Genomic DNA, 16201 nt, shown 5'->3' on the forward strand with positions numbered 1-16201 from the left:
CCTTTTTTGTGGTTGTGGCAATGACGCAGAATGACAAGACATCGCGGCCGTCCCGGGCCCGTCTGCGCGATCCATTGCGGGGTGAATGATTCAAAAATCGTGGCGCGCCTATCGCTGGCAAGCCAGCGATGGCGTCAGTTCAATCAGCGCAAGACCAACAGCCCCTGCACCAACGGTTCCAGCTCCAGATGATTAACGGCCTTAACCGTCTCGATCATCTCGGCAGGCCAACACTCAAGGCCCAGGCAGGCCCCCAGCATTGCACCGAGAATCGCCGCGATGGTGTCAGTATCGCCGCCGAGGCTGGCCGCCATGCACAGCGCGTCGAACGCACTCATTTCACCGATAGCCACTTGCTGCGCCAGGGCGAACGAGACCACCACCGACTCCTGCGACGCCACCGACGTGCCGATCACGTCGTAGAGCAGATCGGCGAGCAACGCCTTGTCACTATCCACGCTGATGCTGCGCGCCCAACTGATCCGCGAGCCGATGCGGCCGCCGGCGACCCAGTGCCCGTGCGCCTCGGCTTGCTGAGCTATGTGCTGACCGAGGTTCAGCGCCTCGCCCAGATCCATGCCATTGATGCCGGCAGAGACCACCGCCGCCACCGCCGCCGCGCTGGAAATCCCCAGATTGGTGTTGTGCGTGACCTGGCAGGCCTGGACCACCGCCGCGATAAACCGCTGAGGGTCGGAAACATCCGCCGCGATGCCCACCGGGGTGATGCGCATCGCCGCGCCGTTGGTGGTGCCGTAACGCCCGGCGTCCTCCGGCGAATGGCCGGCGAGAATCATTTCAATGGCACGCTTGGTCGACGGGCCGAGCAGGTCCTGCGAGCCCTTGGCCTGCATCTCGGCTTCCCACTCGATCAAGCGTTGCGCGAGGATCGCCGGCTCGATCCGGCCCTTGCCTTCGACCAGCAGTTCACCGACCAGAATCGCCTGTTCGGTGTCGTCGGTGATCGAGCCTTTGGGCATGTTCGCGGCAATCGGCTGCAGCGGCCCGGCGTCCTGCAGATCGGTAATGGTGCCAAAGCGGGTCTTGATGGTTTCGCGGTTCAGCGATTGGGTCGGCATGCCCAGCGCGTCGCCGAGTGCCAGGCCATAAAAAGCGCCGAGGGCACGGTTGAGCGGGGTCATTTCGCTTCTCCAAATTGCAGGTGCAGACGGAAATGCACCGGGTCGAGCAAGCTTTCGACCTGTTCCATGAAGCGGTTCTGCCGGTCGTAGGTGGTGCGCAACGCTTTGAGAAAAACAGTGCCGACCGGGCGGCCGAGCAGTTCGGCGTCTTCGGCATTCAAAGGTTCGGCGCCGATCCATTGATCGCCACGTTCGCCGATGTAGCCGTAGGCGGCCAGGGTGATGGTCAGGGAATTGTCGATCAGGCCGACGCGGGGCAGGCTTTCCAGGCCGCCGCTGGCCGGCATCAATGAACGCTCGAGGGATACCAGCGTACCGTCAGTGGCACGCCGCCGACGGTCGAGGGTGATGAATTGGTCAGTGCCGAATCGCGAGAGCAAATCGGGGCGGGTCACCGCTTCCAGACGCAGCACTTCGGTATTGATCATCGCCCCGCTGTCGGCCAGGGCCTGGGCCCAGCCGCTGCGCTGATCGAGCACCACGCCGTCGAACGTGACGATAGAGCCGACCCCGCTTTGTGTAGCGATGTATTTGCGCCGTTTCAATTCGGCCAGCGCTTCGCGCAACGTGCCACGGCTGACGTTGAATTCTTGAGCCAACTGATGTTCGCCCGGCAACAGAAAACCGTCCTCCATGAGGCCGCTTTCGATGCGTCGGACGAGCTCGTCGACCACCCGTTGTTTCTTGTCAAATCGTACCTGTCTAATCATGTACAAAGTGATAACCGAAACGGGTGTGAGCGGGCAAGGGAAATTTGGGGATAGTGACGAAAGGCGGGAGAATCAAAAGCCCCTCACCCTGGCCCTCTCCCGGAGGGAGAGGGAACCGAACGGGGGATATTTTGGAGATACATCGACCTGAAAGTGCTTTGCCGAATCCATAGTCGACGACAACTTTCAGGTCGATGCAGGACGCAAAACACCTCGGTCGGCCCCCTCTCCCTCCGGGAGAGGGTTGGGGTGAGGGTAGCTGTTGATTCAGCGTTGTTTCAGGCGGTCAATCACTACGGCCAGCAACAGAATCGAACCGCGAATCACGTATTGGTAGAAGGTGTCGATGTTCTTCAGGTTCATCGCGTTCTCGATGATCGCCAGAATCAACACCCCGGCAATCACATGCCGAATCATGCCGATCCCGCCGCTCAGCGACACCCCGCCCAGCACGCAAGCCGAGATCACCGTCAGCTCGAAGCCCTGACCAATCATCGGCTGCCCCGAGGTCATCCGCGACGCCAGAATCACACCTGCCAGCGCACCAATCAGACCGTGCACGGCGAAGATGATGATCTTGGTCCGGTCAACGTTCACGCCCGCGAGCAGCGCCGCTTCCTGGTTGCCACCGATGGCCATGGTGTTGCGCCCGTAGGTGGTGTAATTCAGCAACCAGCCAAAAAACAGGAAGCAAACGATGGTGATCAGAATCGGCACCGGCACGCCAAACAACTGGCCGTTACCGAATACGAAGAACGATTCCTGAGACACACCTACCGCTTTACCGTTGGCAAAAATGTACGCCAGACCCCGAACTATCTGCATGGTCGCCAACGTGGTGATCAACGCATTGACCCGCAACTTGGCAATTACAATCCCGTTGATCAGACCAACAATCAGGCCCATCAGCAACGCCGCGCTGACACCGAGAAACACGCTGTCGGTGTCGCGCATTACCACCGCCGCAACCACCCCGGCGCAGGCAATCACCGAACCGACCGACAAGTCGAAATGCCCCGACGCCAGGCAGTACAACATCGTGCACGCCGCAATCCCGGTGGTGGAAATCGCCAGGCCCAGGCCGCGCATGTTCAGCGGCGACAGGAAGTTGTCGATCAGCAGCGTGCAGGCAATGAAGATGCCGACGGCCGCCAGCAGCATGACCCAGTCATCGAGGAAGCGGCGCATGTCCAAAGGTTTGCGCTCGGTCGGCAGGGTTTCGTTTTGGGTTGTCATCATAGTCACCTCTCAGTTCGCCGCGCCGTCAGCGCGGTGGCGCGGCAAAGCCAGTTGCAGCAGGTTGGATTCATTGGCCTGGTCGCGGTCGACTTCGCCGCTTAGGGCGCCTTCGCACAGCACCAGAATGCGGTCGGAAATGCCCATGACTTCCATCAGGTCGCTGGACACCACGATCACCGAAATACCCTCGGCGGCGAGGTTGTGGATGATCTGGTAAATCTCGGCCTTGGCGCCGATGTCGATGCCGCGCGTCGGTTCGTCGAGCAGCAAGACCTTCATCGGCATCGACAGCCAGCGACCAAGAATGGCCTTCTGCTGATTGCCGCCGGAGAGAAATTTGATCTGCTGCCCGGCGTGGGGCGTTTTGACTTTCAGCGCCTTGATCTGTTTGTCGGCGTTGCCCTTTTCCCACATTCCGCGCAGCAGACAGCCCAGGCCGGAGTTGGCACCACGGGCACTGATGTTGATGTTCTCGGCGACGCTGGCCAGGGGGATGATGCCTTCCTTCTTGCGATCTTCCGGGCACAACAGAATCCCGGCGGCAATCGCGTCACGCGGTGAGCGCAATTTCAGCTCATGACCACGCAACTGCAGGCGTCCGGCGGTGTTGCGCTCCAGGCCGCTGAGCAGGCGAAACAGCTCGGTGCGCCCTGCCCCGACCAGCCCGAACAAACCGAGGATTTCACCTTTGTGCGCCTCGAAGCTGATTGGCTCACGCAGGCCCGGGCCGAGCAAACCGTCGACCTTCAGCGCCACGGCGCCGCGCGGACGATGGCGGTAATCGTAGATGTCCTGAATGTCGCGACCGACCATGCAGGTCACCAGTTGATCGTGGGTCAACTGGCTCATGTCGTCGAAAGTGCGCACGTAGCGACCGTCCTTGAACACCGTCACGGCGTCGCAGATGCGGAACACTTCTTCCATGCGATGGGAGACGTAGAGCACGACTTTGCCCTCGTCACGCAGACGACCGATGATCGCCATCAAGCGGTCGATCTCGCGGGCCGAGAGGCTGCTGGTCGGTTCGTCGAAGGCGATCACATGGGCGCCGCGTGACAGCGCTTTGGCGATTTCCACCAATTGGCGCTGGCCGAGGGACAGGCGGCCGACCTTGGTCTGCGGATCGATTTCGTCGGCCAGGCCTTTCAGGCAGCTCAACGCCTGCTGACGCAGCGCACCGCGATTGATCAAGCCGAAACTGGCCGGCAGATGGCCGAGAAACAGGTTCTCGGCGACGGTCATTTCCGGCACCAGATGCAGCTCCTGGTGAATCACCGCGACGCCGCTGCCGATGCTCTCGGCGGTCGACTTGAACGCCATGGTCTGCTCGCCGATCTGCAACTCGCCGCTACTCGGAATGTAAGCGCCGCCAAGGATTTTCAGCAGGGTCGATTTTCCGGCGCCGTTCTCGCCCATCAAGGCGTGAACGGCGCCGGGGTGGGCAACAAAGCTGATGCCGTCGAGCGCCTTCACACCGGGAAACGTCTTGCCGATCCCGTTGAAGCGCAGGCTACCGCTGGCGCCGTGCTGTTCTTGTGTCTGTACTTGCGCGTGCATAAAGCCACCTCTTCACACCAATCAAACGGCCCGGCGACCCGGGCCGTTGTTTGCGTCAGTTCCACAAGCCGATTTTTTCCAGCTCTTGCTTGAAGTTGTCGCGGGTGATCAGGGTGACGTCGTCCATCGCGGTGTACTTCGGCGGCTCTTTGCCGGTGGTGACCCACTCGTACATCATCTCGGCAGTCTTGTAGCCTTCGATGTGCGGACTTGGCAGCATCGAGCCAAAGAAACCGCTATCAGGTTTTTTCAGCTCGCCAATGGCGTCGGTGCCGTTGATGCCGATGCCGATCACGTTGGCCGCCGCAAAACCGGCTGCTTCGGTGGCACGCACGCCGCCGAGCACGGTGTTGTCGTTCATGCCGCCGATGATCAGGTTTTTCGCCGCGCGCGGCAGTTTCACCAGCGCCGAGTTGGTGGCGTCCATGCTGCCCGGTACGTCGAGGGTTTTCAGGGCGGCGAAGAGGATGTGGTCTTTCGGCATCCCGGCGTCTTCGAGGGACTTCACCGAACCGTCGGTGCGCTTCTTGCCGGTGTCGAGTTCGTTGTAGGTGTTGACCACCGCGTAGGTGTCTTTCCAGTCCCAGTTGCGTTTTTTCGCTTCGGCGACCATGGCGTTGCCCTGCTTCTGGCCGACTTCGAACGCAGCCATGCCGAGGTACGGCACGTCTTCCATGAACTTGCCGCTGGCGTCGACGAAACGGTCATCGACGGCAATCACTTTCAGGTCATTGAGTTTGGCCTTGGCCATGATCGCTGGGCCGAGCGACACGTCCGGCGGGCAGATCACGAAGCCCTTGGCGCCGTTGGCCGCGAGGCTGTCGATGGCCGACAGGGTTTTCTCGCCGTCCGGTACGGCAATCTTGATCAGTTCGAAGCCCTTGTCCTTGGCGGCTTTCTCGGCGAAAGCCCACTCGGTCTGGAACCAGGGCTCTTCCGCCTGCTTGACCAGAAAACCGATTTTCACGGTGTCGGCAGCGAACAGCGAACTGCTCAGGCTGAACGCAGTGACTGCCAGAGCGGTACTGCACAGGGTACGAATCCCGAAACGACGTTTCATAAGCTGACTCCTTGTTATTTTTTTTGAGCAATGTTTGAAAAGCGTTAAAGCGTGTTACTGCAAAGCCTGTTGAAAATAGTCATATCGTATGATGATTGGATTTCAAGCGGCATTATCCGCAAGAAAGCCGCTTCGTTCAGTCGTGGTACATCACCGAACGCCCACCATCGATCGTGATGCATGAAGCATTGATGAACGGCGCTTCATCACTGGCCAGAAAGACGGCGGTCATCGCCACTTCAATCGGCTGACCGATGCGCTTGGGCGGATGCAGGTTCAAGGCGCGCTGCCGCTCGGCGTGCGGATCAGCGAAGCCGTTCCAGTAATCGACGTTCAACTGCGTTTCGATATAGCCCGGAGCGATGGCGTTGACGCGAATGCCCTTGGCCGCGTACTCGATACCCAGGGCGCGGGTCAGGCCGAGCAAACCGTGCTTGGCCACCGGGTACGGGAAGCAACCGGGGATGATATGCGAGGAATGGGTCGAAGCGATGTTGATGATGCTGCCGACACCCTGCTCGATCATCTGAGGCAGGACTGCCTTGCAGCCGAACCAGGCACCATCGAGGTCGATGGCGAAACAGCGGCGCCAGTCTTCCTCGGTCATCTCCAGAGGATCACGGAACACGTTGACCCCGGCACAATTGATCAGCACGTCAATGCGCCCGTGCAGTTCGACGGCGCGTCTGGCCATGGCATGCAAATCCACCTGACTCGACACATCAGTCTTCAGCGCTTGTACGTCGTAGCCCTGCTCGCGCCAGTGGGCGGCCACCTTCTCGACCTTGTCAGCCTGAATATCGCTGATCACCAATCTGGCTTGCTGCGCAGCGAACGCCGCGACGATGGCTTCGCCGATACCTTGTGCAGCGCCCGTCAGCAGCACCACTTTGTTTTTCAGACGCTCGCCCTTCGGCGGTGCGGGCACCGGCGGCAGGGAAAGAGGTTCAGCCATGGATCTGGACTCCTGTTTCGCAAGCGCAAAAAAACCGGGCATCTGACGATGTCCGGTCTGGAAGACGCTGGGAACGAAACAGGCAGGCGCGGCCGACAGCATGGGGCCGTTGCGAGACGCGGACTCCGCTCGGGAGTGCGAGAAAGATTCGCTGCATCACTTCACCTGTTTTGTTCTTTTTAAGTGTGAGTGCGTGTTACTGCTGGAGCCGACTATAAACCCGACCACCAAATAATCTCAATATATAATTTTGCATCCCATATTATGGGACTTAACCGGCAAATCGCGTACAGAGCTTTCCGGCCACATCGACGCGCATCGACAGCACCGCGCCATCCAGCGCATGGTTGTGCGGGCTTGCGGCGCTGGTGATGTACAGGGTTTTCAAGTCTTCGCCGCCGAACACGCAACTGGTCGGGCGGCTGATCGGTAGCTCGATTTTTCGATCAACCTTCCCGTCAGACGTCAGGCGCAACAGACAACTGCCATCCCAGCGGGCATTCCACACATAACCTTCAGCATCCATCGCCGAACCATCCGGGCCGCCCTGCGGGTCAGGGCCGTACCAGGATTGAGCATTGTCGAGATTGCCGTCGGCGTGAATGAAGTAGCGATAAAGCGTGCTGTCGAGACTGTCGCCGAACAGCACCGTGGTGCCGTCATCGCTCCACAACAACGTATTGGGAATCCCCAAACCGCGCAGCAATGGCGTTACGCGCTTATCCGGATCGATGCGGAACAGCCCTCCGGAACGTCGGGTGATCGGTAAATCTTCACCCTGCTCGCCGATATTGTTTTGCATGGTGCCGAGCCACAGCCGACCTTGGGCATCGCAGCGCGCTTCATTGGGACGATTGCCCGGTTGCGGGTCGGCGACACAGAACAGGCTCAGGCGGGGTTCGAGACCGGGCGAGTCGAGATCCAGGCGATAGACGCCGCTAGTCAGTGTGACCAGCGCATCGCCGTTGCTGCACGGGATGAACGCGGAAATATGTTCAGGCATCTGCCAGATCTGCACGTTCTGACCGATCAGGCGCAACGCCTGTTTGCCGGCGATATCGACCCAGTAAAGCGCCTGGGTCGGCGCGTCCCAGAACGGGCCTTCGCCGAGTCGGGCGCGGTGTTGGGTCAGGGCGGTCCACGGCATATAACGGTCTCCATTGTTCTTGTTATTAGTGTCGGGCCAGCCTGCTGGCGATGTCGGGCGACACCTGTTTCGCATGTGCTGCCGTCATCGCTAGCAGGCTAGCGCCCACAGGGAAAACGGGATGTTCAACTGGCCTTTCTGTCGGCCATGGCTTTCGGGTAAAACCGTTTGATCGCCAGGTCTGCATTGTCGATCAGGGTCATGCACGCCCACACGCCCCGCGCAGAATCGCGGGCGGTGATGGCGTCGGCCATGTCTTTGTGGATCGGCAAGGTGCGGCGCAATTCATCGGGGTCGGCAGCGGACACCTCGAATGACACCGCCAGTAACGCGCCGAGGGCCGGGACCATTTGTTCAATGAATTGATTGTGGCTGGCGGCGAGAATGCACTCGTGGAAGGCTTGGTCGGCGCGGTTGTAATCGACACCACTGTCCACTGCCCGCTCAAGGGCGTTGTAGGCCAGTTGCACGGCGTCGATCTGTTCCTGGGTCGCGCGCTCGCAGGCCCAGCGCACGGCCATTGGCTCGATGGTGCGGCGCAGATCGAGCAGGTCATCGACGAAGTTTTCCGGCAAGCCATTACGCGACAACCAACCGACGACTTGCGGATCGAACAGGTTCCAGCGTCGCACCGGCAGCACACGGGTGCCGACTTTCGGGCCGACTTCGAGCAGGCCTTTGGCGACGAGAGTTTTGATGGCTTCGCGGATGACGGTACGGCTGACGCCAAGCTGTTCGCCCAGATCGGCCTCGACCTTGATGGTCTGCCCCGGCTTGACCTGGCCGGCAGCGATCCAGCTGCCAAGCCAATCGACCGTTGACGCATGAAAGCTGCTGGACATGAACACCTCAAAGCAGATCGCGATGGGTGATCAAGCTAATGATCATATGATTAACAGTCAATCAGGATTTTTCAGGCAATCCACAAAACCAATGAGGGATTTGTGTTTACGGTTCGAGGCCGATACGGAAGAACTCGCCGCCACTCCACACGCCCAGCCAGCGCTGACCCTCGATCTCGCGGCTCACCGCCAGTTCCACCAGCTGATAGAACACATTGCGGTGAATCAACGCTTCAAGGTTGGTGCGCACGTGCACGTAAGGCGCAGGCTCTTGGGTCACCGGATCAATTTCGACACGAATCGGATGCTCAGGCCCGGCCTCGGCGGTTTCCTCGACGTTGGTGGTGAAGCGCAGGACCTGCGCCTCGCCCTCGCCTTCAACTTCGACGGCGATTGCCACGAACGGCGCGTCGTCGACCGTGATCCCGACTTTCTCGACCGGGGTGATCAGGAAGTAATCATCACCGTCGCGGCGAATGATCGTGGAGAACAACTTGACCATGGGCTTGCGCCCGATTGGCGTGCCCAGGTAATACCAGGTGCCATCGCGGGCGATGCGCATGTCAATGTCGCCGCAGAAGTCCGGGTTCCACAAGTGCACCGGCGGCAAGCCTTTGGTTTTGGGGATTTGTCCCAACAAGTCATTGGCTTTTTGCGGGCCACTCATGGCGTTCTCCTTGAATTACTGGTCGCTGACGCCCAACAGGCTGCGCGCATATTGAGCCAGCGGCGGGCCGATCAGGTCTTCGGGTTTGCTGTCGTGGAATGTCAGTAAACCGCCACGACTCTTGATCCGTGCAGTATCAATCAAATACTGGGTATTGGTCTCGATCAACATGATCTGAATCACGCCGCCGTCGATGCCCAAGCGATCCACGGCCTCCTGATCGAGCCACTCATCGGAATTGCCGATTCGGTCATCAGCCTTGGCGAAGCGCGTGTACAGCAGATAGTGCGCGCCGGCATCGCGAGCTTCACCCATCGCTTGATCAAGACCTTCCGGCGCACGTGCGCGGCGGACCATCGGGAAGTATTCGACGAAGCCTTTGAAGGCTTCTTCGGCGACCACGTTCGGACGCGGATAGGAACCACCCGGCGGGGCGAACGCGCCTTGGGCGATGTAGATGAAGGAGTCCGGCTGAATGCGGAAGTTGTTCACGCGACGACTGTCGCTGTGGTCCAGCAAACCGGCATCGCTCATCTGGTAGCGAGTGCCTTCGGCCATATCGCTGACAGTCATACAGCCGCCAAGCGCCAAAACGGCCAGCAGCAAAACCAGGCTACGCATCCTATTCCTCCAGAGGCCGGTGACGGAAAACCGGCGAATGGCCATTGGATGCAGCTTTTGCGCCAGCTCGGGATCCTTATCGAATGATGGATTGCTTTCGCGAGCAGGCTCGCTCCCACAGGATTGCGAAAAACCCTGTGGGAGCGAGCCTGCTCGCGAAAAAAAGGTATCAGCCGCCGATGATTTTCATGACGGTGGCACCGCCAGAAAACGCCACTTCCTGCTTGTCCCCCAACGCCTTGACCAGCAAACGCTGAAGCGCCGGCAACGCCTGATGGCGCGGCTTGTCGAGCAGATCGCCGACATAGTGGCGGTTGCTCGACGACAGGCAGCCATGCAGCCAACCGGTCGACGACAGGCGCAAGCGCGAGCAGGTCCGGCAGAACGGCACACTCTCGTTGGCGATCACGCCGAAGTTGCCCAGGCCGGGAATCGCGTAACGCACGGCGGTAGCGTCTACGGGCGCGTCGGTTTGCGCATACTCGTAGCGCTCGCCGATCAGTTCCAGCAATTGCTGCAGGCTGACGAACTGTTGCAGGAACGCGTTGGAGTCCTTGGCCAGGTGGCCCATGCGCATCAGCTCGATAAAGCGCAGTTCGTATCCGCGTTCCAGGCAGTAATCGAGCAAAGGCATCACCTGATCGAGGTTCTGCCCGCGCAACGGCACCATGTTGACCTTGATCTTCATCCCCGCCGCTTTCGCCTGGTCCATGCCGTCGAGCACTGTGGCCAGGTCGCCACCACGGGCAATGCTGCGGAACGCGCCGGCGTCCAGGGTATCGAGGGACACGTTGATCCGGCGCAAACCGGCATCGACCAGCAGCGGCAGTTTTTTTGCGAGGAGTTGCCCGTTGGTAGTCAGGCTGATGTCTTCCAGGCCCATCTTGCCGACAGCGGTCATGAACGATTCGAGTTTGGGGCTGACCAGCGGTTCGCCGCCAGTGATGCGCAGGCGCTCGATGCCGGCGGCTTCGATCAGGTACGCCACGCCGCGCGCCATGGCTTCGGCCGACAGTTCATCCTGCGCAGCCACCAACCGCTTGCCGTTGGGCACGCAGTAGGTACACGCGTAATTGCAGGCTGAGGTCAGGCTGATGCGCAAATTGCGGAAACGCCTGCCTTGACGGTCAACGATCATGATCACTCCGGCGAAAGAATTTCGAGCCGCTAAAACTTGACTCACAAATCAAGTTTTAGCAAGCCCTATGCCTGAGTATATTCCTGCGGTACTGCGTCATGTAGCGAAATCATGGCGCAATAAGGCTGCTGAATGGCTCAGCTGCTTGGGGTTTCCGGATCGCGCTTGCGCTTGTTGCCCATGCGCACGCCAATGTCCATCAGGAACTGGAAGAAACCTTCCTGATCTTCCAGCACATTGCTCCAGAACGGCGAGTGATACAGCGCAACAGCGCCATGCACCAGCGCCCAGGATGCGCAGTAGTGAAAGTACGGCGGCACGTCTTCGAGCTTGCCTTCGCTGATGCGGCCCTTGATCAACAAGGTCAGGCGTTCGAAGTTCGAGGCACGGATCTTGTGCAGCTCCTCGACCATCTCCGGCACTTGATTGCCCTTGACCACTTTCTCTTCGAGACGGTCGAACAGGCGATAGCGCTGCGGGTCGCGCATGCGGAATTCGAAGTAGGCGCGGGACAGCGCTTCCTTGTCCTTGTCGACATCGGCCGAATGCAGCAGCTCGTTCAAATCACGCTCGTAATCGAGCATCAGGCGCAGATAAATCTCGGCCTTGGATTTGAAGTGCTTGTAGATCGTGCCTTTGCCGATACCCACGGCATCAGCAATCATCTCGACGGTGACACTGTCTTCACCTTGTTCGAGGAACAGCTTGAGCGCGGTATCGAGAATTTCTTGCTCGCGGCGACGAAACTCACGGACCTTACGAGGTTCTTTGTGCATAAGAAAAGGTCTGAAGGGTCAAAATTCGAAGCCGCGTATTATGCCTAACTTGCGCAGAATTGCACGGATCATCCGACCATATCTGTGTTTCTTGTTCGTTTTGAGAACGTTTTGGGCGCAATGAGAACTCAACTGAAGCGAACGTATTCCAAATTTGTTTAAAAACCCCCACCGGCTCACTGGACTGCACGCCAGACTGATCAATACTTGAACTGTCGGGCGGCATCTCCCCCAAGTGCCGCGTCGATAAAGGTACCAACGGACCGCGTGCCTTTGTTTTACTCCTAATGGTCTTAACCCGGATTCACCCCCCAGAACCCGGGTTTTTTTTGCCTGCGATTTGGCAAACGACTACAGGGCAGATTTAACACTCGCCAGCGGGAACAGACGCTTGAAGTTCTCGGTGGTCTGCTCGGCGAAACGCTCGTAGTTTTCACCGCGCAGCATCGCGAGGAATTCCGCCACTTCGCGCACGTATTGCGGCAGGTTCGGTTTGCCGCGGTAGGGGATCGGTGCCAGATACGGCGAGTCGGTTTCCACCAGCAAGCGATCCGCTGGGACTTTGCTCGCGACATCACGTAACGCATCGGCATTGCGGAATGTGACGATGCCCGACAGTGAAATGTAATAGCCCATGTCCAGCGCGGCTTTGGCCATGTCCCAGTCTTCGGTGAAACAGTGCAGCACACCGGCCTGGGGCAGCGCGGCTTCGCGCAGCAACTCAAGGGTATCGGCGCGGGCGCCGCGGGTATGGATGATCACCGGTTTGCCGGTCTGCTGCGCCGCTTGCAGGTGCAGACGGAATGACTCCTGCTGCAATTGCGCGGCTTCCGGCTCGTAGTGATAGTCGAGGCCGGTTTCACCGATCGCCACCACCTTCGGGTGATTGAGCTCGTGCAGCAGCCAGTCGAGCGCCGGCGCGGCGCCCGGTTGAACATCCAGCGGATGCACGCCGACCGAGCAATCGACATCGTCATAACGCTCAGCCAGGGCTTTGACGTCGGCGGCGTTATCGGCACTCACGCCGATGCACAGGAAGTGCCCTACTCCGCGCTCGCGTGCCGCATCCAGTGCGGCATCCAGCGAGCCGTCATGGGCGGCGAGGTCGAGGCGATCAAGGTGACAATGGGAATCTACGAGCATAAAAAAGACGGCTACTTACATCGTGTGAGTGGGACGGTCGGACTTCAGGGCTCCGGCCAGATGGGTTTCGATGCGACTGCGCGCGGTGTTGTCACCCTCGTTGAACTGCACACCGACGCCGGCGGCCCGGTTGCCTTGCGCACCTTTCGGGGTGATCCAGGTGACTTTGCCGGCCACCGGAATCTTCTCCGCTTCGTCCATCAGGTTCAGCAACATGAACACCTCATCGCCCAACTTGTAGCTCTTGTTGGTCGGGATGAACAGACCACCGTTCTTGATGAATGGCATGTAGGCCGCGTAGAGCACCGATTTGTCCTTGATGGTCAGGGACAAGATGCCGTTGCGTGGCCCCGGGCTGACAGATTCATTCATGTTGACCTCCACTGCTGATCTTCAGAGTCTAGGTACACATTCTTATCGTTGGCCAGGCAATCCTGCCCATTGCACCAACAAGGCTTCCAGCAACAGGGTCGGATTGAGGTTGGCCTTGCTCAGGACTTTCTGCCGCTGAGCGAGAATCCAGTCCTGAATGCCGAGGACTTTGCCCTGCGCGCTTTTCTGCGCCAGGTACTGCACGACCTTGCGCATGTCAGTCAGGCCAAGGCCGCCTTCATCCTGGGTCAGTTGATAACGCAGGATCAAGCTCGACCAATCACAGAACCAGTCAAACAGGCGCAGCATCGGAATGCTTTTCCATTCTTCGGCCAGTTGCGTCGGCGATTGCTGTTGCTTGAGCAGCTTCTTCACCCCTTCGACGACTTGCGCCCGCTGCTCGCGCACGCCTTGCGACTGAAGACTGACGGCCATCAAGGGCGAGCCGGCGGCCAGCGTCAGCAATTCGACACGCTCTTCTTCGGAACAGTCCGGCAACGCTTGCGCCAGCCATTGCAGGCTCATCGCTTCGCCAGGCAACGGACAGGCCTGTTGCACGCAACGGCTCTTGATCGTCGGCAGCAAACGACTGGTCTGGTGGCTCACCAGCAACAACACGGTATCGCCGGACGGCTCTTCAAGACTCTTGAGCAAGGCGTTGGCGGCGTTGATGTTCATCGACTCGACCGGCTCGATCAGCACCACTTTGCGCCCGCCGAGTTGCGCGGTTTGCACCACGAAGCTGACCAGATCGCGCACCTGGTCGACCTTGATGGCCTTGTCGGCCTCTTCCGGTTCGAGAATGTAATTGTCCGGGTGACTGCCGGCCTTGAGCAGCAGACAGGACTTGCACTCGCCGCAGGCTTCCGGCGTCGGCCGCTGGCACAACAAGCTGGCCATCAAGCGTTCGGCCAGCGCCCGTTTGCCGATCCCGGCCGGACCGTGCAGCAAATAGGCGTGCGCATGCTGCTGGCGACCGGCCAGTTGCTGCCAGAGGCCGTCTTGCCACGGATAGGCCTCAGCCACGGGCCAGCTCCAGCAAATTCGGAATCAGGGTATCCAGCGATTGCTGAACCTTTACCAAGGACTGACCGGCATCGATGCGCACATAGCGCGCAGGATCGGCTTCAGCGCGTTTGAGAAACGCATTGCGTACTGCCTCGAAAAACGCCCGGCCCTCCAGTTCGAAACGATCCAGACGACCACGTGCGCTGGCGCGGGCCAGACCGATCTCTACGGGCAGATCGAAAATCAGTGTCAGGTCAGGACGCAGGTCGCCCTGTACGAAGGTTTCCAGCGTGGCGATTCTCTCCAGCGACAGACCGCGACCACCGCCCTGATAGGCGTAAGTCGAGTCGGTAAAACGATCACACAGCACCACCGCACCACGGGCCAGCGCCGGGCGGATGACTTCGGCCAGGTGCTGCGCGCGGGCGGCGAACACCAGCAGCAACTCGGCATCAGGGTTCATGACTTCGTCGGCCGGGGTCAGCAGCACATCGCGAATGCGCTCGGCCAGCGGCGTACCACCGGGCTCACGGGTCAGCACCACTTCGATACCGGCGGCGCGCAGGCGCTCGGCAAGGTATTCGCGGTTGGTGCTTTTGCCGGCGCCTTCCGGGCCTTCCAGGGTAATAAACAAGCCAGTCACAGGCAGTCCTTAATCAAAGTCATTGCGCGTTTTCCGGGGCCGGCGCAGGTTCCTGAGGCGGAACCTGTGGCAATGCCTGCGGCGCGGTGTCCGGCGAAGCTGCAGGAATCGATTCCTCCGCAGCCGGCGCCGACTCTGGCGCTGCCACCGGTGCGGGACTCGAGCGGTAATCCGCGCGCCGCTTGAGCTGGTATTCGCGCACCGCATTATTGTGCGCATCAAGATCATCAGAGAACACATGACTGCCATCGCCGCGCGCGACAAAGTACAGGCTGGTGCCCTCCACCGGGTTCAGCGCAGCATGAATTGCCTCGCGCCCGACCATCGCAATCGGCGTCGGCGGCAGGCCAGGGATCACGTAGGTGTTGTACGGCGTCGGCTCCTTCAGGTGCGCGCGCGTCAACTTGCCGGTGTAGCGATCACCCAGACCATAGATCACCGTCGGGTCCGTCTGCAATTGCATGCCCAGCGCCATGCGCCGGACAAACACGCCGGCAATCTGTCCGCGCTCCTGCGGCACACCGGTTTCCTTCTCGACCAGCGACGCCATGATCAGCGCTTGATAAGGTTCGGTGTACGGCACATCGGCGGAGCGGCTTTCCCACTCTTTCGCCAGGACTTCATCGAGACGATCAAAAGCTTTCTTCAGCAGTTCGGCATCGGACATGCCACGTACAAACCGGTAGGTGTCGGGGAAGAATCGCCCTTCCGGGAACAAGCCCTTATGACCAATCTTCGCCATCACAGCGCTGTCGCTCAAGCCGTTGAGGGTCTGCTCGATCTTGTCATCCTTGGCCAACGCCGCGCGCACTTGATGGAAATTCCAGCCCTCGACCAGCGTCAGGCTGTACTGCACCACTTCACCGCGCTTCCACAAGTCGATCAGACCGTTGACGGTCATGCCCGGCTGCATGCGGTATTCACCGCTGTGGATGGGCGTGCCCGCCAGATTGAAACGCCAATAGACCCGAAGCCAGAAAGCGTCCTTGATGACACCATCGGTTTCGAGTCCAAGGAAAGTTCGGGTCGGTGTCGAGCCTTTCGGCACATCCAGCAGCTCTTCCTGCGTGATGTTCAGGGGCTGTTCCAGTGCGGAATGAATCTTCCAGGCGCTGGCGCCCAACAGCAGCCCTGCCAAAACCAGTCCGGTTTCCAGCAGCAGCAAAAGTTTACGTCTCAAA

General features: G+C 59.9%; 17 protein-coding genes. All 17 read right to left on the reverse strand.

Annotated elements, in window-relative coordinates:
* Positions 1-143 precede the first annotated feature (143 nt).
* Positions 144-1142 carry an ADP-ribosylglycohydrolase family protein gene (locus AACY19_RS17135; protein ID WP_339452156.1) on the reverse strand — a complete coding sequence of 333 codons (999 nt, stop codon included), beginning with the start codon at positions 1140-1142 and terminating at the stop codon, positions 144-146.
* Entirely contained in the window at positions 1139-1852 is a 714-nt protein-coding gene (locus AACY19_RS17140) for a GntR family transcriptional regulator (protein WP_339452158.1), read from the reverse strand. Before AACY19_RS17140 ends, AACY19_RS17135 begins: the two co-directional genes overlap by 4 nt.
* Before the next feature lie 267 nt (positions 1853-2119).
* A complete protein-coding gene (gene araH / locus AACY19_RS17145) occupies positions 2120-3088 on the reverse strand; it encodes an L-arabinose ABC transporter permease AraH (protein ID WP_339452160.1) in 969 nt (322 codons plus the stop codon).
* 12 nt (positions 3089-3100) lie between these two features.
* Positions 3101-4648 (reverse strand): L-arabinose ABC transporter ATP-binding protein AraG, encoded by a 1548-nt coding sequence (gene araG, locus AACY19_RS17150; protein ID WP_339452162.1) that lies wholly within the window; start codon positions 4646-4648, stop codon positions 3101-3103.
* Between the two features lie 55 nt (positions 4649-4703).
* Positions 4704-5708 carry a substrate-binding domain-containing protein gene (locus AACY19_RS17155; protein WP_339452164.1) on the reverse strand — a complete coding sequence of 335 codons (1005 nt, stop codon included), beginning with the start codon at positions 5706-5708 and terminating at the stop codon, positions 4704-4706.
* A gap of 136 nt (positions 5709-5844) precedes the next feature.
* Entirely contained in the window at positions 5845-6663 is an 819-nt protein-coding gene (locus AACY19_RS17160; protein WP_339452166.1) for an SDR family oxidoreductase, read from the reverse strand.
* Positions 6664-6934: 271 nt separating this feature from the next.
* Positions 6935-7810, reverse strand: a complete 876-nt coding sequence (locus tag AACY19_RS17165) for an SMP-30/gluconolactonase/LRE family protein (protein ID WP_339452167.1) — start codon at positions 7808-7810, stop codon at positions 6935-6937.
* Positions 7811-7935: 125 nt separating this feature from the next.
* A complete protein-coding gene (locus AACY19_RS17170) occupies positions 7936-8652 on the reverse strand; it encodes a FadR/GntR family transcriptional regulator (protein ID WP_339452168.1) in 717 nt (238 codons plus the stop codon).
* 106 nt (positions 8653-8758) lie between these two features.
* On the reverse strand, positions 8759-9319 hold the full coding sequence (locus tag AACY19_RS17175) for a DUF1285 domain-containing protein (protein WP_339452170.1): 561 nt from the start codon (positions 9317-9319) through the stop codon (positions 8759-8761).
* A gap of 15 nt (positions 9320-9334) precedes the next feature.
* On the reverse strand, positions 9335-9940 hold the full coding sequence (locus tag AACY19_RS17180; protein WP_339452172.1) for a DUF4823 domain-containing protein: 606 nt from the start codon (positions 9938-9940) through the stop codon (positions 9335-9337).
* A gap of 169 nt (positions 9941-10109) precedes the next feature.
* Positions 10110-11078: a GTP 3',8-cyclase MoaA gene (locus tag AACY19_RS17185; protein ID WP_339452174.1), complete on the reverse strand. Its 969-nt coding sequence runs from the start codon at positions 11076-11078 to the stop codon at positions 10110-10112.
* 137 nt (positions 11079-11215) lie between these two features.
* Positions 11216-11854: a TetR/AcrR family transcriptional regulator gene (locus AACY19_RS17190; protein ID WP_007950805.1), complete on the reverse strand. Its 639-nt coding sequence runs from the start codon at positions 11852-11854 to the stop codon at positions 11216-11218.
* Positions 11855-12205: 351 nt separating this feature from the next.
* Positions 12206-12997 (reverse strand): TatD family hydrolase, encoded by a 792-nt coding sequence (locus AACY19_RS17195; RefSeq protein ID WP_339452177.1) that lies wholly within the window; start codon positions 12995-12997, stop codon positions 12206-12208.
* Between the two features lie 15 nt (positions 12998-13012).
* Positions 13013-13369: a PilZ domain-containing protein gene (locus tag AACY19_RS17200; protein WP_339452179.1), complete on the reverse strand. Its 357-nt coding sequence runs from the start codon at positions 13367-13369 to the stop codon at positions 13013-13015.
* Positions 13370-13411: 42 nt separating this feature from the next.
* Positions 13412-14395, reverse strand: a complete 984-nt coding sequence (locus AACY19_RS17205) for a DNA polymerase III subunit delta' (protein ID WP_339452181.1) — start codon at positions 14393-14395, stop codon at positions 13412-13414.
* Entirely contained in the window at positions 14388-15020 is a 633-nt protein-coding gene (gene tmk / locus AACY19_RS17210) for a dTMP kinase (RefSeq protein WP_339452183.1), read from the reverse strand. Before tmk ends, AACY19_RS17205 begins: the two co-directional genes overlap by 8 nt.
* 19 nt (positions 15021-15039) lie before the next feature.
* Positions 15040-16200, reverse strand: coding sequence for an endolytic transglycosylase MltG (gene mltG / locus AACY19_RS17215; protein WP_339452185.1), 1161 nt, complete (start codon positions 16198-16200; stop codon positions 15040-15042).
* Between the last annotated feature and the right edge of the window lies 1 nt (position 16201).

This window comes from Pseudomonas sp. EA_5y_Pfl2_R50 (assembly GCF_963970475.1).
GTDB lineage: Bacteria > Pseudomonadota > Gammaproteobacteria > Pseudomonadales > Pseudomonadaceae > Aquipseudomonas.